This is a genomic window from Novosphingobium sp. CCH12-A3 (assembly GCF_001556015.1).
In the GTDB taxonomy this organism is placed as follows: Bacteria; Pseudomonadota; Alphaproteobacteria; order Sphingomonadales; family Sphingomonadaceae; genus Novosphingobium; species Novosphingobium subterraneum.
Map to the genome: position 1 here is coordinate 1 of NZ_LSIA01000183.1, position 20,180 is coordinate 20,180.

The 20,180-nt window shown below is 65.2% G+C and carries 20 protein-coding genes and 1 pseudogene; 14 read left to right on the plus strand and 7 right to left on the minus strand.

The features are described from left to right. The 13 genes from AX703_RS14290 to AX703_RS14350 form a co-directional block, all read left to right on the plus strand. Positions 1 to 1,391 (plus strand): DUF5934 domain-containing protein (locus AX703_RS14290; protein ID WP_197423730.1); only part of this gene is annotated, 1,391 nt, incomplete at its 5' end. Next, positions 1,388 to 1,738, plus strand: coding sequence for a hypothetical protein (locus tag AX703_RS14295; protein ID WP_062345002.1), 351 nt, complete (start codon positions 1,388 to 1,390; stop codon positions 1,736 to 1,738). The genes AX703_RS14290 and AX703_RS14295, both read left to right, overlap by 4 nt. Continuing rightward, positions 1,731 to 2,303, plus strand: a complete 573-nt coding sequence (locus AX703_RS14300) for a type-F conjugative transfer system protein TrbI (protein ID WP_062345004.1) — start codon at positions 1,731 to 1,733, stop codon at positions 2,301 to 2,303. The genes AX703_RS14295 and AX703_RS14300 overlap by 8 nt, the downstream gene beginning before the upstream one ends. A gap of 40 nt (positions 2,304 to 2,343) precedes the next feature. After that, positions 2,344 to 2,817, plus strand: a complete 474-nt coding sequence (locus AX703_RS14305; protein ID WP_082734605.1) for a S26 family signal peptidase — start codon at positions 2,344 to 2,346, stop codon at positions 2,815 to 2,817. Then, on the plus strand, positions 2,814 to 3,488 hold the full coding sequence (gene traW, locus AX703_RS14310; RefSeq protein WP_082734606.1) for a type-F conjugative transfer system protein TraW: 675 nt from the start codon (positions 2,814 to 2,816) through the stop codon (positions 3,486 to 3,488). The genes AX703_RS14305 and traW overlap by 4 nt, the downstream gene beginning before the upstream one ends. Next, positions 3,485 to 3,751 carry a hypothetical protein gene (locus AX703_RS14315; protein WP_062345008.1) on the plus strand — a complete coding sequence of 89 codons (267 nt, stop codon included), beginning with the start codon at positions 3,485 to 3,487 and terminating at the stop codon, positions 3,749 to 3,751. The genes traW and AX703_RS14315 overlap by 4 nt, the downstream gene beginning before the upstream one ends. Beyond that, entirely contained in the window at positions 3,748 to 4,770 is a 1,023-nt protein-coding gene (gene traU / locus AX703_RS14320) for a conjugal transfer pilus assembly protein TraU (RefSeq protein WP_062345009.1), read from the plus strand. The genes AX703_RS14315 and traU overlap by 4 nt, the downstream gene beginning before the upstream one ends. An 8-nt stretch (positions 4,771 to 4,778) precedes the next feature. After that, positions 4,779 to 5,543: a type-F conjugative transfer system pilin assembly protein TrbC gene (gene trbC, locus AX703_RS14325; protein WP_062345011.1), complete on the plus strand. Its 765-nt coding sequence runs from the start codon at positions 4,779 to 4,781 to the stop codon at positions 5,541 to 5,543. 1 nt (position 5,544) lies between these two features. Then, positions 5,545 to 7,686 (plus strand): conjugal transfer protein TraN, encoded by a 2,142-nt coding sequence (gene traN, locus AX703_RS14330; RefSeq protein WP_062345013.1) that lies wholly within the window; start codon positions 5,545 to 5,547, stop codon positions 7,684 to 7,686. A gap of 76 nt (positions 7,687 to 7,762) precedes the next feature. Beyond that, positions 7,763 to 8,080 carry a hypothetical protein gene (locus AX703_RS14335; protein ID WP_062345019.1) on the plus strand — a complete coding sequence of 106 codons (318 nt, stop codon included), beginning with the start codon at positions 7,763 to 7,765 and terminating at the stop codon, positions 8,078 to 8,080. Beyond that, positions 8,077 to 8,907 carry a conjugal transfer protein TraF gene (traF, locus tag AX703_RS14340; protein ID WP_255355068.1) on the plus strand — a complete coding sequence of 277 codons (831 nt, stop codon included), beginning with the start codon at positions 8,077 to 8,079 and terminating at the stop codon, positions 8,905 to 8,907. Before AX703_RS14335 ends, traF begins: the two co-directional genes overlap by 4 nt. Continuing rightward, positions 8,907 to 10,346, plus strand: coding sequence for a conjugal transfer protein TraH (locus AX703_RS14345; RefSeq protein ID WP_062345022.1), 1,440 nt, complete (start codon positions 8,907 to 8,909; stop codon positions 10,344 to 10,346). Before traF ends, AX703_RS14345 begins: the two co-directional genes overlap by 1 nt. Positions 10,347 to 10,371: 25 nt before the next feature. Continuing rightward, positions 10,372 to 13,413, plus strand: a complete 3,042-nt coding sequence (locus tag AX703_RS14350) for a conjugal transfer protein TraG N-terminal domain-containing protein (RefSeq protein WP_062345023.1) — start codon at positions 10,372 to 10,374, stop codon at positions 13,411 to 13,413. A 330-nt stretch (positions 13,414 to 13,743) separates the two neighbouring features. Here AX703_RS14350 and AX703_RS14355 read toward each other — a convergent pair whose 3' ends face one another. Further along, entirely contained in the window at positions 13,744 to 14,367 is a 624-nt protein-coding gene (locus AX703_RS14355; protein WP_231735545.1) for an FCD domain-containing protein, read from the minus strand. Positions 14,368 to 14,549: 182 nt separating this feature from the next. Between AX703_RS14355 and AX703_RS14360 the strand changes: the two genes are divergently transcribed. Beyond that, the gene (locus AX703_RS14360; RefSeq protein WP_231735546.1) at positions 14,550 to 15,368 is read left to right on the plus strand and encodes a GntR family transcriptional regulator; all 819 of its coding nucleotides are present in this window, start codon (positions 14,550 to 14,552) and stop codon (positions 15,366 to 15,368) included. On the opposite strand, the gene AX703_RS14365 is transcribed toward AX703_RS14360, so the two are convergent. The 6 genes and pseudogenes from AX703_RS14365 to AX703_RS27965 all read right to left on the minus strand — a co-directional run. After that, positions 15,365 to 15,553, minus strand: a complete 189-nt coding sequence (locus AX703_RS14365; RefSeq protein WP_062345038.1) for a hypothetical protein — start codon at positions 15,551 to 15,553, stop codon at positions 15,365 to 15,367. The two genes, AX703_RS14360 and AX703_RS14365, sit on opposite strands and share 4 nt — an antisense overlap. 242 nt (positions 15,554 to 15,795) lie before the next feature. Continuing rightward, positions 15,796 to 16,155, minus strand: a complete 360-nt coding sequence (locus AX703_RS14370) for a hypothetical protein (protein WP_062345029.1) — start codon at positions 16,153 to 16,155, stop codon at positions 15,796 to 15,798. Between the two features lie 16 nt (positions 16,156 to 16,171). After that, a complete protein-coding gene (locus AX703_RS14375; RefSeq protein WP_062345031.1) occupies positions 16,172 to 16,375 on the minus strand; it encodes a hypothetical protein in 204 nt (67 codons plus the stop codon). Next, a complete protein-coding gene (locus AX703_RS14380; protein WP_156452070.1) occupies positions 16,365 to 16,625 on the minus strand; it encodes a hypothetical protein in 261 nt (86 codons plus the stop codon). Before AX703_RS14380 ends, AX703_RS14375 begins: the two co-directional genes overlap by 11 nt. Continuing rightward, the gene (gene mobF / locus AX703_RS14385) at positions 16,622 to 19,666 is read right to left on the minus strand and encodes a MobF family relaxase (RefSeq protein WP_062345034.1); all 3,045 of its coding nucleotides are present in this window, start codon (positions 19,664 to 19,666) and stop codon (positions 16,622 to 16,624) included. Before mobF ends, AX703_RS14380 begins: the two co-directional genes overlap by 4 nt. Positions 19,667 to 19,669: 3 nt before the next feature. Beyond that, a pseudogene (locus tag AX703_RS27965) lies at positions 19,670 to 20,180 on the minus strand (conjugal transfer protein TraD); the annotation flags it as partial.

Below are 20,180 nucleotides of genomic sequence, written 5' to 3' on the forward strand. Positions count from 1 at the left end.
CGGCGTGCCGCAAGACACTGTCATTCAACGAATTAGTTTCGAATCCGACTCTTAGGCGCATGAAGCGCTTCAAGACCATGCTGACGACGACGGCCGCCTCGATCGCGCCGCTCCAGGGCGAGCATACCGGCGGGCACATTCCGCACGTGCTGTTGATCGGACGGCGCGGCCAGCCCTTCTTCTGGTCGCCGTTCCAGAACGCGGCGGGCAATCACAACGTCGCGGTGTTCGGCAAATCGGGCTCGGGAAAGTCGGTCTTCCTGCAGGACGTCTGCGCGGCAATGTCAGGCGCCGGGGCCAAGGTCATCGTGATCGACGACGGGCGCTCGTTCGAGCACATGGCCAAGGCCTTCGGCGGTGCCTTCGTCGAGTTCAAGCTTTCCTCGGGCTTCTCATTGAACCCGTTCGACATGATCGATGGCGAGGCGCTGTCCTCGGACGAGGACGGCGAGGACTACGAGGTCGAATGCCTCGCCATGCTGAAGTCGATCGTCGGTCAGATGGCGCGCCAGCAGGACCGTCTGTCCGACACCGAGCGCGGTCTGATCGATTCCGCGGTGAGCAGCGTCTGGCGCGAAAGGCAGCGCGCAGGCAGCATCGACGACGTTGCCGCCGCGCTTCGCTCCCTGCCATCGCCCTTTGCCGGGGATCTCGCCGATGCCATGTCGCCGTTCCTCAAGGGCGGCACATACGGTCGCTTTTTCGAGGGGGCCTGCTCGATCGATCTCTCGGCGGGCCTCACCGTGTTCGAGCTCTCCGACCTCTCATCGAAGCCCGAACTGCGCTCGGTCGCGCTCACTGCGCTCATGTTCCTGACACTGCGGGTCATGCGCGATCTCGACCGTTCGGTGCCCAAGCTGACGATGATCGACGAGGCCTGGCAGCTCCTGGGCGGCGGGCAGATGGGCCAGGCGATCGAAACCTATGCCCGCACCTGCCGCAAGTATGGCGGCTCGCTGATCACCGCGACCCAGTCCTTGAACGATTTCTACAAGTCCGAAGGCTCGCTCGCCGCGCTTGAGAACTCCGACTGGTCGATCGTCCTCCAGCAGAAGGAGGAGACGATCAATGATCTCGCCAAGCACCAGCGCTTCGAGATGGACCACTACACCGAGAGCCTGCTGCGCTCGCTGAAGCGCAATGGCACCGAGTATTCCGACGTCCTGATCAAGGGACCGGAGACGCTCGCGGTCGGCCGGCTCGTGCTCGATCCTTATTCGGCAACGCTCTACTCATCGAGCCCGCGGGTCTTCTCCGAGATCGAGGAGAAGGTGCGCGCCGGCCTGCCGCTCCCCGATGCGATCGAGCGGGTGGCCTTTCCCGACTTCGTGCCGCCGCAGCCCGGCGCCCCCGACTTTACGGACGGCGAACTTGCCGAGGCGGCGGAATGATCGCGCTTCTCGCCTCGCCCCGCCGGCCGAGGCGGCTCGCCGATGCCTGCTACCACGGCCTGCGCCTCGTAGGTTGGCTCGCGGTCACCTTCGCCTGCGTCGCGGCGCTGTGGCTGCTGTTCTTCGCGGCGCTCGGCAACTTCAGCTTCGGCGGGACAATGCTCCAGCTCGAAAACTTCGCTTCGCGCTATGTCGCCGCGAGCGCAGAGCGCCAGGACCGCTTCGCCCATTTCTTCTGGCTGACCAGCGCCGGGCTCTTCGCCGCAGTCGGCTTCTTTCGCCGCCACTCGCTGCTCGCGCGCGGGGCTGCGGCCACCTCAAAGTTCAGGGAGAACCATCATGGCTAGAAGCCCCCGCACGCCCTCAAGTCCAGCGGCCAGCACCACCGCCGGCCCGCTGTTCGAGGCCGAGGTGAGCACGCCCCGCGCCCGCATCGGACTGGTTCCCGTGGCGCTGGTCGGCGCACTCGTTGCCGCAGGACTTTGGGGCGCCTGGGTCACCAAGAACGTGCTGGGGGCAGGGGACCGGCCGGCGATCGCCAAGGTCCAGCTCTCCGGCATCGTCGGCGAATATGTCCAGGCCCAGGCCCGCTCGGCCACCCCGCCCGAGCAGGTCACCACCGAGACGCGCGCGTTCATGGGCGAGGTCCAGAAGAACCTCGAGCGCCGCGGTGCATCAGGCCAGATCGTGCTGGTGGGCGAAGCCGTGCTCGCCGGCAATGTCCCCGACATCACCGCCGAGGTCCGCCGCGAAGTCTATGCAAAGGTCAAGATGCCCCAAGCTGCCAATGCTTCGACGGGCGAGGTCATGGGCGCAATGCGCGCGGCGATGAGCGGGCAGGGGGCCTCGCAAGCAGCGGCCGCGATGCCGGGCGCCGCCATTGGAGGGCAGGGCAGTGCTCCCGTCAACTGAGCTCCAAGCCCCGCGATCCTCGCACGCCCGGCGCTGGCTGGTGATCGGCGTACTTGCGGCGACGCTGGCGGCCAGTTCCTCGCTGGCGACCTGGCGCGACGATCATGCGATCCTCATCAACACGACCCAATCGCTCCCCAACTGGGCCTTCTGGATCGACAAGCACCGCCGCCCGGCGCGCGGGGACTTCGTGGTGTTTGCGCCGCCGCAGACGCAGCTCATCACCGCTCATTTCGGGAAGGTCTCGCCGCCATTTGCCAAGCGCGTCTACGGCATGCCGGGTGACATGGTCACCCGCGAGGGCGGCGTGGTGCGGATCAACGGCGCCGAGGTCGCACGCCTGAAGCCGGTCAGTTCGCGCGGCGAGAGGCTGGAGCCTGGCCCCACGGGCCGCATTCCCGAGCACTGCTACTATGTCGGGACCGAGCACAAGGACGGGCTGGATAGCCGCTACGCCGACATCGGCTTCGTCTGTTTGGCACGCATCATCGGCACCGGGGACTCGGTGCTGTGAGCCGGTTGGCCCTTCTGTCCGCCGCGGGCGGTGCCGCGCTGCTGATTGGCTGGCCACTGATCTCGGCCGTCAGGGCTGCCGACTACGGCCAGATGGGTCAGACCTTTCCGATCATCGAGACCGATCTGCTCTCAACTATCGAGACTAGGCTCAGGACCCTCGAGGCCAATGGCGGGATCGAGCGGCTGCAGCGCGAGATGCAGGAACAAGCCGTGGCGAGCGTGCGGCGGCCCAAGCGGGTCGATGGCATGACCCCGGCAAGCGTGAAGCGCGAGTGGCTGTTCGATCCCTCGATAGTGACCGAGGACGATATCGTCGACGCCAAGGGCAACCTGATCGCGGCGCGCGGCACCAGGGTCAATCCGCTCGACATGGTCCAATTGCGCCAGGCGCTGGTGTTCGTCGACGGCGACAATGCAGCTGAGCTGCAATGGGCGCTGCGGACCTGGAGCGACACGGCGGCCAAGATCATCTTCGTCTCGGGCTCGCCCTTCGACGCGATGAAGCCGTGGCAGCGTCGCTTCTACTTCGACCAGGGCGGCACGCTCACCACGAAGTTCGGCATCCGGCACACCCCTGCGGTGGTAAGTGCAGCCGGCTCCAGTCTCAAGATCAGCGAAGTGCCGTTGCCGCGCGAGGCAGGGACCCCAAGCGGAGGCAAAGGCTCATGACCCATCCCCTCGTCGCATTCCTCAAGACCCCGATGGCAGCGCCCGAAACGCGAACGCTGCGGAGCATGCGCCGGCTCTGGATGGCGCTGTGCTGGGCACTGGCACTCGCGGTGATGCTGCTTCCGGTGCTCAAAGCGCTGCTGGGGCCATGGGCGGGGCTTCCAGCACTGCTGCTTGGACTCGCCGCGTTGCTCCACGGGCTCGTCTATTTCCGCGCCAAGGCGCGCGCCGACGATGTCTTTGGGCGGGAGGTGCGGCCATGATGCGTGTTCCCGCGAGATTCATGGCGCTGCTCGGCGCGCTCGCGCTCGCCTTTGCCGGAACCAGCCCCGCGCGGGCGGATACGGTTACCTGCCACGGCAAGTTCATCAATCCGATCACGGATGTGTGCTGGTCGTGCCTGTTCCCGCTTTCGATCGGCGGTCTCTCGATCTGGAAGGGTTCGCGGCCCGACCCCAAGAACCCCTCGTTCCCCTTGTGCGCCTGCGGCTCGCCGATCCCCCGCATCGGCATTTCGGTGGGCTTCTGGGAGCCGGTGCGCCTCGTCGATGTCACAAACAAGTCGTGGTGTTTTCCCAACCTCGGCGGGATCCGGCTCAATCCCGGTTTCGACATCGGCCACGGCCACGTCCAGGGGCGCAGCCAGATCGGCGGCAAAACGCAAAACTCCTCGCGGTGGCAGTCACATTACTACGTCTATCCGCTGCTCTACTGGATGGAGATCCTGACCGATTTTCTCTGTTTCGAGCAGACCACTTTCGACGTCGCCTATGTGACCGAGATCGACCCGCTGTGGCAGGATTCGGCGCTGACCTCGATCATCAACCCCGAGGTGGCGCTCTTCGCCAACCCTATCGCCACCGCGGCCTGCGCGGCCGACTGCGTCGCAGCGACCGCGAAGCTTCCGATCGACCAGATGTTCTGGTGCGCGGGCTGCAACGGCGGGATGTATCCGCTCAATGGCCACGTCTCGGCCCATGTCACCCCGATCCAGGCTTCGCGGCTCGTCGCCGAACGGATGCTCTACAAGATGCATCGCGAGGCGCTGGCCTGGGGAACCATGGGGTCCAAGGCGCTGTGCCACAAGTACCTGATGCCGGTGATGAGGAAGCAGCAATACCGGCTGCAGATGACCAATCCGATCTCGACGGTGAAGGGGCGCTACGCCTGCGCTCCGGTCGGTGCGGCCACTATCATCCCCCAGACCGGCAAGGGTTACCCCGTCAAGGGCGAGGACTTTGGCTACCTCGTCTGGCGCAAGCGCAACTGCTGCATGCTGTGAGGACACCCATGACTTTCGCGCGGCTCCCGCACAAATCTCGGCTCCTTGGACTTGCTGGCTTCCTCGCCCTGACCGCGGTCTCGGCCGCACTTGCCCAGACCATAGACGGCCTCGACCTGAAGGCCGTGAAAGCGCGCGGAACCGAAGCGACGGCCGATGCGCAGACCCTGGTCGATGACGTTGCAGGCAAGGGCGAGGCCCACCGCGGTGAAGCCGAGCAGCTGCGCGAGGAGGGCCTCGCCGCCGTCGGCCGCATCAATCCGGCCGATCTTCCCAAGGGTCCGGGCGGCGCGGTCGACTTCGACGAACTGCTGAGCGGCGCGGCCGCCAATACCAGGACGCCGATGGGCGAGGGGCCGATGTTCATCGTCTTTGCCAGCCTGTCGATGCCCGAGGCATCACTCACCCGCCTGATTGCCGACACGACGAAGGCCGGCGGGGTAGTGGTGTTCCGCGGCTTTCCGGGCGGGAGCACCAAGGCCTTTGCCGAAGGGCTGAAGCGGGTGGTGACCAATGAGGGCGAGGAAGCCCACATCGCGATCGACCCACGCCTGTTCCGCGCCTTCAAGGTCACGGCGGCCCCGACCTTCGTTGCCGCGGGCCGCGAATACGAGCTGTGCGATGGGCTCGACTGCACCAGCAGGGCACCCGATCACGACCGCATCACCGGAAACGTCACGGTCGAATACGCGCTCGAGACCTTTGCTGGCGGCGGCGGTCCCGGTGCCGGCGTCGCGCGCGTAGCGCTCGCCCAACTGACCAAGGGCCAGTGAGATGGGTGGGCGGGGCTTGCGCAATCGTCGGCGAACCGCGGCCCTTCTTGCCGCCTACTTCTTCACGATCGCGCTGTTCGCGCCAACCGGTACACACGCGCAGGTCTATATCCCGCCGCCCGACGACCTCATCGAGCCGCAACCCGCGCTTCCGCCCGCAATCGACCCCGGCGTTCCCCTGCCAGCACCCCCACCGCCTTCCGCGCCTGCCACCATGACCTGGGACGAAGCGAAGGCGCAGGCCCGCGATCTTGGATCGGCGGTCCGAGGCGCCAACCAGGGGATCACCGACGCGCCGGGCGCTGCTGGGCAGATTCCGAGCTACCAGGCGAACTATCCCGGGCTCACCCAGTATTACGACAACCCCGGCAATATGTATGCCGATGGAGCCGCTGCTGGTGTGGGCAGCGATGCCTATCGCACCGCCAATTCTACCACGCGCCCTACCGTCGATGTGAAGCGCAGCGACCTCTCGCGCGCCAACACGGTCACCGAGGATCCCAACGCCTATCTGCAAGGCATGAGCGCTGACGGCTCGACCGGCAACTGCGTACCGCTACCCCCGGGCTCCGGCACATCCAACATGGCCGAGTGGACCTGCAATGTCGGTTCGACGGTGGTCGAACAGCCCAAGACCTGCACGCGCAGCCTCTCGGTCTCGGCGTGGAACGAGACGCTTTACCAGTACCTCTGCGTCACAAGCCCAAGCTTTGCCGGCTGCGCCTCCCTCGAGGGCAATAGCCTATGCCGGAAAACCGGAACCTATCCGGTGCCGCAGTACAATCTCACCGTCGATTATTACGACTGCGATGGCTCCGTCACCGATCCCAACGTCTATCTCATGGGAACTGTGCCCAAGCCCCCGCCGGCCAACGCTTTCCAGGTCGTCAGCAACGTCTACCGCTGCAACAACGAAGGCCTGACCGCCGCGCTGACCTTCGATCCGGTGACCGGCTTCCCGCTGCAATATGTGACCGGGCTTCAGCAATGCGGCTCGCTCGCGTCTGAGCGCAGTTGCACCCGGAGCAGCCCAAGCGCCGCAGGCCTGACCGATCGGCAGCTGTGCAAGACCTGGGACTTCATCGGCGATCCCTTCGGCGGCGGGGGCTACCTCACCTGCGCCGAGCCGGCCGCCCCCGAAGAGGTCTATGCCTGCAGCTCCAATGTCGCCGGGATCGTGCCCGAAAGCTCGGTCTCGAAGTGGTTCACCGAAACCTGGACCGACAATGCCTGTTCTCTCGACCTCGGCACCTGTACGCTCGCCAGCGAGACCTGCACCGCGCCGGGCGAGACCCGGCTGATCGACGGCGTGCCGGTGACCCGGCCCTGCTGGGAAGCTACGAAGACCTACCAGTGCCAGACCGTGGTCGGTGGCGGCAACGACTGCGGCAAGCTCGATGCGGCCCCGGGCTGCACTTTCGACCACGAGACCTGTCTCGACGATCCGCCAAGCGCCGACGGCTCGTGCAAGGTTGCCGAGCGGGTCTACAAGTGCCCGATCCCGGGGAGCACCCAGCAGCCTGCGCAGTATATCTGCGGCGGCGACGTCTACTGCGTCAATGGCGACTGCGAGCCGATCGTGCGCGAGGCCTCCGACGAGTTCAAGGATGCGGTCGTGGCGCTCAACGCGCTCGGCCAGGCCAACGCCGAATTCGACGAGAGCACATTGACCCTGTTCAAGGGCACCGCCGAGAGCTGCGCGCACAAGGTCTTCGGGCTCGCCAATTGCTGTTCGGGCAAGGGCGTGCCGCTCTTGACCCCGCTCTTGTGCAGCCCGTTCGAAGTCCTGCTCGACCAGAAGGACGATGCCGGCCTGTGCCACAAGATCGGCACCTACTGTTCGTCGAGCTTTCTTGGCATCTGCCTCACCAAGCGCGACGTCTATTGCTGCTTTCAGTCGAAGATCAGCCGCATCCTCCAGGAGCAGGGCCGCCCGCAGATCGGCAAGACTTGGGGCACGCCGAAAAAGCCGCTCTGCGATGGGTTCACGATCTTCGAATTCCAGCAGCTCGACCTCTCGGTGATGGATTTCAGGGAGATCTACGCGGAGTTCGTCGATGCAGCGAAGCTCCCCGACGAGGCCGCCACGCTCATCGAGATCCAGGCAAAGATCGAGGCCTACTATGCCGCCCACAAGCCGTAACGGCGGGGGCACTTCGCCCCCTTCAGAACCTGGCGCCAAGGTTGTCCCGCTCAGCGCTTTCGGCGCAATCGCGGACATGAGCATGGTCGAGTTCTGCCTCGGCATGGCGCTCTCCCGGCGCGCACCGCAAAGCGCGGGCGAACTGGCGACCGAAGTCTCGGCCTGGTTCGACCGGCCGGTGCGCGCCCGCGCGCTGAAGGGGCCGCTCGATGCCATGCTCGGCCGTGGCTGGATCGCGCCGGATGCCGAGACCTACACGCTGAGCGAGGCAGGCACCGCCGCGCTCACCCCGTTCACCCACGCGCTGGTGCGAATGCTCGACGGCGGCCGCCGCCTGCTCGACCTCGCTGTCTTCATGTCACTGATCAAGGAATTCGAGAGGAGCGGATCATGAACCCCCGCCACATGTACAGACACCGCATTGCCGCCCTGTGCCTCGGCGTCAGCCTGATGCTTTCCGGCACGGCCCCGCTTCACGCTGCCAATGAGGACGGCGTCGAGGTCAAGCAGTCCGAGGACGCGCTTTACTGCAAGGAGCGCAAGCTAGGGACCTGGTTCTACTGCGAGAAGCCGAGGGAGGAGCCGCGCAAGGCCACCACGGCTACGCAGCCGCCGGCGCGCCAGCGCCTCGCCGCAATCGGCACCCAGCTTGAGGAACTGAAGGCGCGCGCGATCCTCGAGCCGAGCCCGGAAAACGTCACCGCCTATGTGCGCTTCCAGCGCGAGCAGCTCGACCGCTCCTCGATGTTCGCCGACGTGTGGCAGCGCGCGTTGTGGCAGGATCCCGGACTCGACTACACACTGCAGCGCCCGGTCTCGACGCTCGGCAAGCGCGCGTGGATCGACCAGCGCAAGTCCGACCGCGACCGCGTGATGGGGGCGCTCTCGCAGCGCTATGGGGTGTTCTACTTCTTCTCCTCGAGTTGCGGCGCCTGCGACATCTTCTCGCCGATCCTGAAAGCGGTGAGCGACAAGTTCGGGCTTGCCGTCCTCGCGGTGTCGATGGACGGCGGCCCGTCGGCGACCTTCCCCGGCTACATGGTCGATAGCGGGCAGTACGAGAAGCTTGGGATGGGCACCGAACGCCAGGTCCCGGCGCTGGTGCTGTTCGATTCCGTCACCAAGCAGCCAATGCCGATCGGCTACGGCATCCTCAGCCAGGACGAAATCATGGACCGCGTGTTCCAATTGACCCAGGTTCAGCCCGGGAGCGACTACTGATGCGCGCGCGGCTCAATCAGGTCTCGTGCCGCGCGCTTGGCGCCGTGATCGGCGCGGCTGTACTCATGGCCTCGCCGACGCCGGCGCTCGCTGGCGTCGAAGGCGAGATGCAGAGCTTCATGTCGGACATGGGAGCCCAGGCCAATGTCACCGGCCCCAGCGCCTACCAGGGCCAGTCGGCAGGCTATTACTCGATGGGCTCGGTCTGGTCGCGCTTCCCCCAGAAGAACATCCAGCCCTTCAATATCCAGCTGCCCCATGCCCGCGCTGGCTGCGGCGGCATCGACCTCTTTGCCGGGAGCTTCTCGTTCATCAACACCGCCGAACTCGTCGCCATGCTCAAGGCCACGGCCAACAATGCCTTGGGCTTTGCCTTCAAGCTCGCGATCGACACGATTTCGCCCGAGATCGGCAAGGTCATGGATGAGCTTGCCCAGAAGGTTCAGCAGATGAACCAGATGAACATCTCGTCGTGCGAGACCGCGCAGGCGCTGGTCGGCGGGCTGTGGCCCAAGACCGACACGGCGTCCTCGGTGATCTGCGAGGCGATCGCCAACAGCCAGGGCGCGGTCTCCGACTGGGCCCGCGCGCGCCAGCAATGCAACAACGGCGGTCAGCGCGAGGCGCTGAAGAGCGCCAATTCCGACCCTGACATGAAGGAACAGGCCGGAATGCCGAACAACTACACCTGGGAGGCGCTCGGCAAGAAGTACGGCGGCTTCGACACCCAGTTCCGCGAGTTCCTGATGACGCTCGTCGGCACGGTGATCTACGATCCGCAAGGCTCGGGCGGCAAACCGCGGGTCCAGTTCATCGGCCCCGCCGATCCCGCGCTGATCAGCGCCATGCTCGATGGCACATCGGCTACCCCGCACAAGTACTGGAGCTGCGGGGGCGATACCACCAAGTGCATGGCGCCCACCGAGACCGACATGGTTATTGGTCCCAACGCGGCGATTAAAGCGCGGGTCCGCACCCTGATCGAGAGCATGGCGCTGAAGGTGCGCGATCCCGGCGCTTCGCTGACCCCGGCCGAGGTCCAACTCCTCGGCATGGCGAGCGTGCCGGTCTACAAGATCATCACGGTGAGCGCCGCGGCCGAGTTCGGCATTTCCGCGCAGGAGATCAACGACCTTTCGGAAATTGTCGCGGTCGATCTCGTCACCACCATGACCATGCGCTTTATCGACATGGCGGTGAACGCACGCTCGGACTTCAACGGGGCGGACGCGGATTCCTTACGCGAATGGCGCGAGGGGCTTTACGAGACCCGGCGCAACTTCCTCGGGATCGCTGCGCGCACCTCGCAGCGTTTTGACCAGACCTTCGCGCTGATCCAGCGCACGCAGATGCTGGAGAAGACCCTGCGCACGCAGCTCTCCCCGCAGATGTCGGCAGCATTGCGCTTCTCGCGCACCCTCAATCAACAGGTCCAGTAGACCGCGACGAAGGAAGGCACCCCTCATGCTCGAGGTCTTCACGGTCGGGGGCGGCGACTACCTCGTCAACACCTTCAACGCGATCGCCGCCTGGACCGGTTCCGGCGGGTTCAAGGCGCTGATCCGCGTGTGCATGGTGATGGGGCTGATTTACGCGCTGCTTGTCACCGCCATGGATCTCGACTGGCGGGCCTGGTTTCGCTGGTTCATCCAGTCGACGCTCATCTATCTCGTGCTGATGGTCCCGACCGTGACCGTGAAGGTCACCGACCGCGTCAACCCGGGGTTAGCGCCTGCCACCGTTGCCAACGTGCCGATCGGCCTTGCCGCGATGGCCTCGTTCACCAGCCAGGTCAGCGACTACCTGACCCGCACCGCCGAGACCGTCTTCGTCATGCCCGCCGCGCTCAATTACTCGACCGGCGGCTTCGTCTACGGGGCGCGGATGTGGGACAAGGTCCGCGGCTTCGAGATCCGCGATCCCGTCTTCAAGGCGAACGTCGACGGCTATCTCAAGCAGTGCGCCTATTACGATATCCTGCTCGGCACGAAGAGCCTCAAGCTGCTCAGCGAAGCGCCCGATCTCTGGGCCGAGCTCGGGGTCAATGCCGCAACCAACCGGGGGATGAAGTACCTGACCGACACCGGCGCGGGCACCGTCGATATCGAGGGCAAGACCTGTGCCGAGGCCTGGACGCTGATCAACAACCAATGGGATGGGCAAATCAATGCCTACGCATTGCCCTTTGCCCACACCATGTATCCCAAGCTCACTCAGGCCGCCGCCGGGGCCAAGCTCGCCGCCGATGTACCGGTGGTCTCGCAGCTCCTGACCGGGACGGCGATGACCCGGAACCAGTTCTTCAAGCAGAAGAGCATGGTCGATGCCTTCGAGGCCGCGCAGCTCGATTTTGGAAATGCAGACGCCGATTCCTTCGCGCTCCAGCGCGCGGACACCCAGACCCGTAACGCGATGACGACAGCGGCCGAGCAGGGGCTGATCTGGATACCGGTGCTTGGCGTCGTGCTGACTGTGGTGTTTTACGCGCTGTTCCCGATCGTCTTTCCGCTGCTGCTCTTCCCACGCACCGGGATCGCGACGCTCAAGGGCTACTTCTCGGGCTTCTTCTACCTCTCGGCCTGGGGACCGATCTACGTCCTCATCCACTCGTTCATCATGGACCGGCTCGCCAGCCAGACCAACGCACTTGCCGCCGGCAGCGTGAACCTCGCCAACTGGGCGGGGATCGATGCGGTCAATCAGGATGTCGCCACCATGGCGGGGTTCCTGATGATGTCTGTTCCGGTGCTGGCGCTGATGGTGATGCGCGGCACCATGTCGGTCGCGAACAACCTCGGCTCGATGCTCGCGCCGGTCCAGGCGGGTTCGGATGCCGCCGCGCTCGAGCGGACCACCGGCAACTATGCCTATGGCGATGTCAGCTACGGCAATCTCAATGCCGACAATCGGCAGATGTCGCAGTGGAACACGGCGCCGAACCTGCTCGCAGGCAGCGCGCACTCGGGCTTCCGCGAAGCCGATGGCCGAATGTTCAACGAATATGGCTCGGGCCACACGGTGATCGACACCAATGCCGCGATCTCGCAGCTGCCGTTCAAGCCGACCATGACGCGGGGCTACGCCTCGGACCTGCGCTCGCAGGGACAGTGGTACATGAACGAGGCCGACAAGATCGAAAACGGCACCTCGACCAGCTGGACCAGTTCGAAGGGCCGGTTCGGCAGCGCGGTCACCGCGACCAGCGACGTATCGGGTTCGCGCCGCGAGAACGGCTCGCGCGCCTCGGACACGCACAATGTCGGCGGCAACCTGGTGGTCGAAGGTGCCTCGGGCAGTTCTACCCGCGAGGTCACCAACAACGACCTGATCTTGCGCGAGGGGAACAATCGCTCGTCGAACAACTTCGATCGGCGCACCTTCGGCACAAGCCTATCGCTTACCGGCACGGGTACAGTAGGCACGCCACTCGAATCCGAAGCGGGAAGCGGGGTTTCAGCGTCTCTGTCTGGAGGCTTTTCGGGCCGGCGAGAAAGCGGCGACGGTGCAACCGCCGGAACCGAGCGCTCGGCAACTAATCAGACCATTCGGGGGACCGACAAGTCGGACGAGACCAGCAACCGCGTGGTTGTCAGCGGCTCGAGCGGCGACGTCCAGTCGTCGGGCACCTTCAACCAGAGCTCCGATTACACCGACCATTCGCGCTCGCGCACCAGCACCGATGGAACCGACTGGCGCACCTCGGAAGCGGAGGAACGGCGGGCGGCTGCCGCCCGCTACCGCGAGATCGGCAGCCGGATGATGTCGGAGGCAAGTTATGCCGAGACCCATGGTTTCCAGATCTCGAGCGACATGTCGAACCTCATCCAGGACCGTTACGAGACGCTGCAGCGCGAGCATCCCGAATGGCACCTGCCGGACTTGTCCAACCCGCGGCTCGACTACCGCGACGTCTCGCGCCGCGATCAGGCCATTGCGTTTATCATGGACGATCTGATGGGCGATCTGCGCGCCCAGCGCATCAACGAGCTGAGCGACGTCGCGGCAATTGCGGGGTCAGGGACACTGGGCTCGAACGGAGACCTGGGAATACCGGGGACGCCGCGACTGCCGTCAGGGACGGTTGCCCCCGCGCTTGTGCCCTCGCCGCTCGAAGGGGGAACGCTCATGGCTGTCCCCGATGGACCGGTCGATGGGGCCGCCCTCGCCAAGGAGCTCGGCATCAATGTCAAGCCCGGCGCGCGCCTCGGTCACATGGACGGCGCGCTTGTGCCGGCGATGGGCGTGGTCGCCGAAGAAGCAAGGTCCCTTGGCTTGCCCACACCAGTGGTGACCTCGGGCAATGACAGCACCCAGCACAAGGTCGGGTCAGCCCATTACGACGATCGCGCGCTCGATTTTCGCGGCAACAACATCTCGAACGAGCAGGGCGAGCGATGGGCTGCCAAGGTCCAGAGTCGTCTCGGAAGCGCTTATGCTGTCGACTTTGAGCGATTTCAGGACGATCCCGCAAGAGACCACCTCCACGTTGCGAAGCGGCGAGGCTAAAGGCTAGCCAAACAGACGAGAAGCATATGCAAGTCCAGATCCCACGGCGATCATCAGGATCACAAGGAAGATAGTGGCACCACGGCCCAAGCTTCCAGCTTTGCCGCGAAAAGTCGGCATTTGAAGTCCCGTTACGTGGTCGAAATGACCGGGCCGAGGGTAAATCGGCCTCCCATCCAGTCCGTAGCGATCATGGTCCATCGAGGGTCTCCTCGCCCTGACCATGATTACCCCGAACGGACTGTCTTTTCAATCATGTGCCAGGAACAATTGGAGCCCCCGCAACCTATCGGCATCCTCTCTCCTTTCGCAGCGCGCCCGCGCTGGAAGTCAGGCGCCGCCGGCGGGATAGCTCTCGATCCGCGCTTCGCCGGCCCGCCGGATCTGGGACGCGGCTTCCTCAAAATGGAACGCCACCGCATCGCGCGCCCGCAGCGTGTCGCCGGCCTTCATGTAGGCAACAAGCCGCTCGTGCTCGGTCAGCGAGCTGCGCGCTTCCTCAAGCTGGAAGTAGTTCGCCCCCGCAATCCACACCGCGGGCGGGATCGCCTTGGAATAGGCGGCGAGTGCTGCCCGATTGCCGCTGATGCGCACAAGCTCAAGGTGCCACTGGTAGTCGATGTAGGCTCCGGCGAGGAGGTTGCCCGGATCGCGGTCGTCCATGCCGCGCAGGACGCCGTTCAGCCGCTCGAGATGGGAGAAGTCCGCGCTCGCCGCCACGCCCGCGACCTGCGCGGCGGCCATGGCCTGGATCGCGCCGGCAAGGACGAGGTGCTCGACGATCCGCTCGATGGTCCAGTCGTTGATCGAATAGCGGCCGTGGTCGCGGGTAAGGAGGCCAAGGTCGACGAGCTCCTGGGCAAAATGCTCGGCGGTGCCCAGCGCAAGGGTGTGCAGCCCGGGAATGTTGGACGGACTGTCGAAACGGCGACGCTTGTGGGGCTCGCGAAGCACAGCAAAGAGGTTCTGCGCCGGACACGCAATTGTTCGTACGCCGTCCAATTTTGTCCGTGTTCCCAAGGCTCCGTACTACTCCCTCATCGCTAAAGCGGGATAATCCGAAGCGGCAGGATTCGGAAATCAAATCGATCCTGTGCTATGGAGAGGGAAATTATGCGGCGGGCCAGAACTCGCCCATGGGGGCTCGTCACTTGGCCAAGGCGCATTCACTTGCTGAACGCATGTTCCTCGAACTCAGGTTCGGGGTGCTGTCAGCGCGCTATCTGCCCGGCCAGCTCATCCCCAAGGGCGAGCTCGGCGAACTCTACGAATGCCGCCCTGCCGCCATCGCCGAAGTCCTCAATGCACTGGCTTTCGAAGGCTACCTGACGCGCCAGTCGCGCAGCGAATTCGTCGTGCGCACCTGGGGAGCCGAAGAGGTCGAGGATCTCTTCGAGATGCGCGCCAACCTTGAGGGTCATGCCGCCTCGCGGGCGGCGACGCGCGCCAGTGCGGCCGAGATTTCGCTTCTGGGTGCGCTTGTTGCCGAGGCCCGCGAAGCCGCGCCCGACAGCCCCGACGACCTCGAGCGCGTGATCCACGAGAACCTGCGCTTCCACATCGAAGTCATGCGCATGTCGCGCATCCCGCAGGTTGCCGAGATGACGCGCATGGCGCTGCCCAACGCGCTTCACCGGCGTATCGCCTGGTCGCAGCGTGCCGAGGATGCCGAGCAGTCGCTTCGCATGCACCAGAAGATCGCGACCGCCATCGCCGAGCGCTCGGCCTCGATGGCCCGGCTGCTGATGCGCGAGGACATCTACTCGGCGCGCGAGGCCGTGCTCGCAGCAATCGCCGGGATGGGATCGCACGAAGGCGAGGTTGCCTCCGTGGTCCGGATCGCGCCGACCCTGGAAATCGATGGCCGCCTCTACGGACAGGGGACACGCGAGGCCGGAGCTGACGGGCGCCTCGTTCCCTTCGGTGTTCCCGCAAGGAACATGGGCCAGGGCTAATTTGTCGGCGCGGCGGGCGGACCGTCTTCGGTTAACCGCGACTGGTCGGTCTCGAGTTGCTGCAGCACCGCCATCATCAGATTGGCGGCCTGGTGGAGCCCGGCGGCATTCAGAACATTAAGAAAATCATTGCCGTCGGAGACGATCAGGTCGAGCGTACTTCGATCGATCAGAAGTCGCTGCATGCGCATCAAAGCCGCCCCCGAAGCCAATAACGCAAACGATTGTTCAATATAGACATTCTGTCAATATTGCACCGAGTTAAATTTGCCAAAATGACTCTATAATGGAGCGAGTTGGGTAAGTGTCCCTAGAAAATCATGTCGCAACTGCAACATGACAAGTGTTCGCCTTATTCGCAATTGCAGCAACTTAGAGGGTCGGCGCGGCCCGGTGGGAGGTGGCCCGGACCGCGCCGACGTTCCGGTCAGGCGTAGATGGCCTGCTCGACGCAATGGATGCAGTCGACCTTGCGCTCTTCGCTGACGGAATGGTGATGGGTAGGAGCCGCCTTGTCCGGGCAGTCCGGACAGAGACTATTGGCATCCTGCTGAGCTCGGGTGGCCGCATCCTTCAGCGCCTGCTTGCGCGCCTCGAGCGCTTCGCGAAGGCGGGCGAGGGTCGCCCTGGTCTGGTCAGAGCTGGTCTGTTCGGAGTTGGCCCGGCTATCGAGCTGGCTCTGGATCAACGTTGACGCCGCAGCCGCCCTGGAAGCGGGCTCGGCAGCGAGGGCAGGGGTTGCGGCCGCCGCAAGCAGCCCCGCCAGCAGATAGGCATATCGTTTCATGGCTAGTCTCCTTGGTTCAGAAAAAGCCGGTCCGGCGGCCGTATGAGAGGTCGCCGCGCGACGAATCCCCGAGCGCCGACCGGCGCACGCTCAGGGTGACGCCCCGCCTTCCGCGGGCGCGGAAGTGGAGATCCTGGGGATCGATGTTATTGCGTTCCGCCCAATCCTGGGCATCGCGCTCGCTCGCAAAGTCGCCGACTTCCTCGTGTTCATAAGCCATGGTCGCTCTCCATCGGTTCGCTGACGGGCGGTTCGGGATCGGCATCGGGCTTTGGATCCGGCGCAGCCGGCGCAAGAAATGCGACCGCCACCGCAGCAAGGGCAACCGCGACCATCGCCAGGATGACCAGGCCCCGCGCCGCAGGCTCGGGCAGGACAAAGGCGAGCACGGCCAGCCAGACGAGCGTGGAGTGCGCGCGGTCGAACATCTGGGCCGCCGCAGCAGGGGCGAGGGCGGAGAAGCGCCTCACAGGTCGAGCCCCAGCGACTTTTCAGGCACGGGGAGTTGCCGCACCGGGGGTTCGGGTGCCATGCCCAGCACGGCATCGAGCTTGGCCTTGAGCTCCGGGCTCATATTGAGTTCGGGCAGCTGCCGCGCGTCGATCGGGTTATTGTGGCGGGGTTCGACTTCAAGCCTGCCAGTCACCTCGAGTGCGGAAGTCTTGTTCCCGGGCGTGCGATCGAGCTGCTGCTTCAGCCCCTCAAGATTGTTGGTCACAACCATCATGTCGTCGGTCGCGCGGGTGTTGAGCACGTTCTGCGTGCGCTGGGTCGCGAGGTTGCGCTGGGAGGAAGAGATGACCTCGATCGCCTCGGGCTTGGTCATGCCCTGCGCCATGTGGGCATTGAGCGCATAGCCGAGGTCGAGCCGGCGCAGCATCGGGTCGCCGGGCGCAAGCACCAGTTGCCGCTTGTCGGCAAGCTCGACCCGTACGGCTTCGGGCCGGGCCTCAAGCACTGTCGCGTAGGTCGATTTGGCAATGTCCCGCCCCTGGTCCTTGTCGCGCCAGAACACGGTCTCGCCGTCATGGATCTTGAGCTCTTTCTGCTCGTAGAGCCCGATGCGGTCGAAGCAGTGATCGGGATCGATGCGGGTCGGGTCGATGACCTTGCGCCGCCCGCCAGCCTCGAGCACGACCATGCCGTCCTTGCGGATCTCGCGGACCTCGTACTCCCCGCGCTTCAACCCCAGCTCGCGCACGTCCATCCGCGCGTCGAACACCTGGCCCACCCGGTAGGTCGAGGCAAAGCGCAGCTCTTCGCGCGTGGTGTTGGCGCTCTGCAGAGAGGTGAGAGTGAGACCCGGCCCGGTGAGGGTGCCTTCCTTGAGCAGCCCCGCCTGGACCCGCGCGTTGATCTCGGCACGGTCATCGCGCCCGGCGGTGAAGATGGCGGTCGCCTCGCGCTTGTCAGGGCTGAGCGACAGCCACAGCTCGGCCGCGCGGGCGACGTGGTCGGGCCCCGCTTCGATCACGCGGCCGTGCGCGGCAAGAAGTTCGAGCGCGAGGCTCGCATGGCCCTCGTTCGAGAGCCCGGCGACCGCCAGCAGCAGGGGCGAGTTCTTCTGGCGAATGTTCTCGTCCATCCGCACGGTTGCTTGCCCCGCGGCCTGGCTGACGGCGAACATCTTGCCCTGCTCGATCGCCGACAATTGCTGGCGATCGCCCATGAACGGCGCCTTGGCGAGATCGAGCTGCTCGGCCAGCGCAGTCAGCCGCAGCATGTCACGCGAGGAGACCATCGAGCTTTCGTCGGTAATGATGACTGTGTTGGCGAGCGCCGCCTTGGCGGCCTCGAAGCGCTCGCCCGATCCCGTGGCCGCAGCGCCGCCATAGGTGCTGAGGAACTTGGCGATCGTGTAGGCCTCGATCCCCACCTCGCGCATCTGCTGGGCCGACATGCCTTGACCGCCACCGCCGCGCAGGTCGGCAACCATCTTGTTCTGAAAGGCGAGCCCGACGAGCTTGACGCCTTCATCGCCAAGCACCTTGCCCACCGCGCCGAGCAGCGTCGATTTGCCCGCACCCGCGACCCCCTGGACATTGAGGAAGCGATCGGTGCCCGAAAGGATCGCGACGCCTGCGGCCAATTGGCCTTCGTTGAGCTGCCAGGTATCGACCCCGGCGCGGCTCTGGCCGAGTTCGCGCGCCGCGTCCTGAAGCCGCGCCATCGCAATTTCGGGCGGCATGAACGCGCGGCCCTGGCCGCTGCCGGCATCTATCCGGTCCAGAATCTGCTGCTCCATCGCCAGCGCCGCCGGCGTCGTGACCAAATCGAAGTGCCCGTCGAGCCGCTCCGACTTGCCGGGGATCAGATGGCCCTCGCGAATGAGTTCGCCGATCCGCAGGGCGACCGCGCCGCCTTCGAGACCCTTGATCTGGAAGCCCAGCGCCGCACTGAGGATCGCCTGTGGCGAAAATGCCGCCTCGCGCTCGGACAGATGGCGAATGGCCGACGCCGTCGCGTGCTGCGCCTTGATCGTGTCTGCGGGGAGGAACAGCGCCGCCGCGCCGCTCACCGCCAGCGGGCTCGGCGTGCGCAGCGCCGCGCCAATCCGGGTCGACACTTCACCGAGCGCTGCGGTTGCCGTTTCGCGGAAGGTCGGGCGCGCCTGCACCTCGGCGCGGGCCCTGGCCTCGGCGATGAGCGCCTTGCCATCGAACCCCAGTGCCGCAGAGCGATCCTGCCAAGTCTGAACGAGTGCTGCGCGGTCCTCGACGGCGAGTTTGGGATCGCGGGTATTGACCGTCACCCGGTCCTGTCCCTGCGGTGATGCAATGCCCAGTTCCTCGACTTTGGTCAGGATGTCGTCGCGGCGCTGGCTGAACTCCTTGATGACCTCGCTTGGCACGCCCTTGATCTCGAACGAGCCGTGCTTGCCCGCCGCCTCGGTCTCGTAGCCAAGCTTCTGCAACTGGGCGCGGAAGGCGGCATGGTAGAACTGGCCGATCGTCGTGTTGTTCTTCCAGATCTCACCGTTCCACAGCGCCTTCCAGGTGCCCTTCGGATCGCGCGTCAGGTTGGCGACGACGGCGTGGATGTGGCCCTGCGGATCGAGGGCGCGGCTCGTGTCGTGGGCGAACAGTGCATAGACGAGATTGCCAGTCTTTTGCGGCTCGCCGCTGCGCGAACGATCGTAGTTGCGGCTCTCGGCAAACTGCTTTTCGACGAGCTGCGTCATGGTCGATTTGACGGCGGCGAGGTGCGCATCGAGGATCCGCTTGTCGCCGCTCACCAGCGCCAGGATCGAGGCGGACTTGGGCATCGAGAAGGTAAGGTCCAGGCCCAGACGCCGCCCTTCGACCTGACCCACCATCTCCCCGTCGGGCAAGCGCCCATTCAAGATCGCTTCGAACTGATCGCGTTCGACCTGACCCTCAAGTCCGAGTGCGCGCGCACCCTCGCCGCCCCAGACCCCGGCTTCCGCGTGTTCATCGGCTGTGTAGTAATTGTCGTTCGCGAAATAGTCGGCTGCGCCGCTCGACGACCTGACGGATGCGATGGAGTGCATGGGTTACATCTCCGGCCCGTCATCGTGGCTGGGGACATCGATCTCGGGCTGTCGCGACGGTTCCATCTTGCGTTCCGCCGAAACGTCGCGGTCGATTGCTTCGGCAAGTTCGCGGGCGGCTTGGGTGGACCGCTGGGCAGGGACCTTCGGCCCGGCGCTGCGGGGCGTCTTGGATGCGGTTTCGGTCTCGCTGGCGCGCATGGTTGCTGCGCTCTTCACGATCTCGGCGCTGGCGATCATCGAGCGGCCAAGGCTTGGTTGCGGTGCCGACGTTAGCTCTACCTGCGTGGCGGTGAAGTTCAGTTCTTCCTGTCGCGGCGCGGGATGAAACTTCGTCGGTTCCTCGTCGACCTCAGGCGTGGGCGCGAGTTCGAGCTCGTCCTTGTTTTCGCGCCCGCCGCCTTCGGTTTCGGCGTCATCATCGGCATCGCGTGCAAACTCGATCGGCTCGACATGGGTGCGCAGGACATAGCCTTCGGCAACCTTGGGATAGTCCTTGTAGGTGAGCTTGATC

Excerpts from the sequence above, each read along its gene's own strand:
- AX703_RS14295 (WP_062345002.1), top strand. The coding sequence starts at position 1,388 with ATGATCGCGCTTCTCGCCTCGCCCCGCCGGCCGAGGCGGCTCGCCGAT.
- AX703_RS14300 (WP_062345004.1), top strand. The coding sequence starts at position 1,731 with ATGGCTAGAAGCCCCCGCACGCCCTCAAGTCCAGCGGCCAGCACCACC.
- AX703_RS14315 (WP_062345008.1), top strand. The coding sequence starts at position 3,485 with ATGACCCATCCCCTCGTCGCATTCCTCAAGACCCCGATGGCAGCGCCC.
- traU (WP_062345009.1), top strand. The coding sequence starts at position 3,748 with ATGATGCGTGTTCCCGCGAGATTCATGGCGCTGCTCGGCGCGCTCGCG.
- trbC (WP_062345011.1), top strand. The coding sequence starts at position 4,779 with ATGACTTTCGCGCGGCTCCCGCACAAATCTCGGCTCCTTGGACTTGCT.
- traN (WP_062345013.1), top strand. The coding sequence starts at position 5,545 with ATGGGTGGGCGGGGCTTGCGCAATCGTCGGCGAACCGCGGCCCTTCTT.
- AX703_RS14335 (WP_062345019.1), top strand. The coding sequence starts at position 7,763 with ATGAGCATGGTCGAGTTCTGCCTCGGCATGGCGCTCTCCCGGCGCGCA.
- traF (WP_255355068.1), top strand. The coding sequence starts at position 8,077 with ATGAACCCCCGCCACATGTACAGACACCGCATTGCCGCCCTGTGCCTC.
- AX703_RS14345 (WP_062345022.1), top strand. The coding sequence starts at position 8,907 with ATGCGCGCGCGGCTCAATCAGGTCTCGTGCCGCGCGCTTGGCGCCGTG.
- AX703_RS14350 (WP_062345023.1), top strand. The coding sequence starts at position 10,372 with ATGCTCGAGGTCTTCACGGTCGGGGGCGGCGACTACCTCGTCAACACC.
- AX703_RS14360 (WP_231735546.1), top strand. The coding sequence starts at position 14,550 with ATGGGGGCTCGTCACTTGGCCAAGGCGCATTCACTTGCTGAACGCATG.
- AX703_RS14365 (WP_062345038.1), bottom strand. The coding sequence starts at position 15,553 with ATGCAGCGACTTCTGATCGATCGAAGTACGCTCGACCTGATCGTCTCC.
- AX703_RS14370 (WP_062345029.1), bottom strand. The coding sequence starts at position 16,155 with ATGAAACGATATGCCTATCTGCTGGCGGGGCTGCTTGCGGCGGCCGCA.
- AX703_RS14375 (WP_062345031.1), bottom strand. The coding sequence starts at position 16,375 with ATGGCTTATGAACACGAGGAAGTCGGCGACTTTGCGAGCGAGCGCGAT.
- mobF (WP_062345034.1), bottom strand. The coding sequence starts at position 19,666 with ATGCACTCCATCGCATCCGTCAGGTCGTCGAGCGGCGCAGCCGACTAT.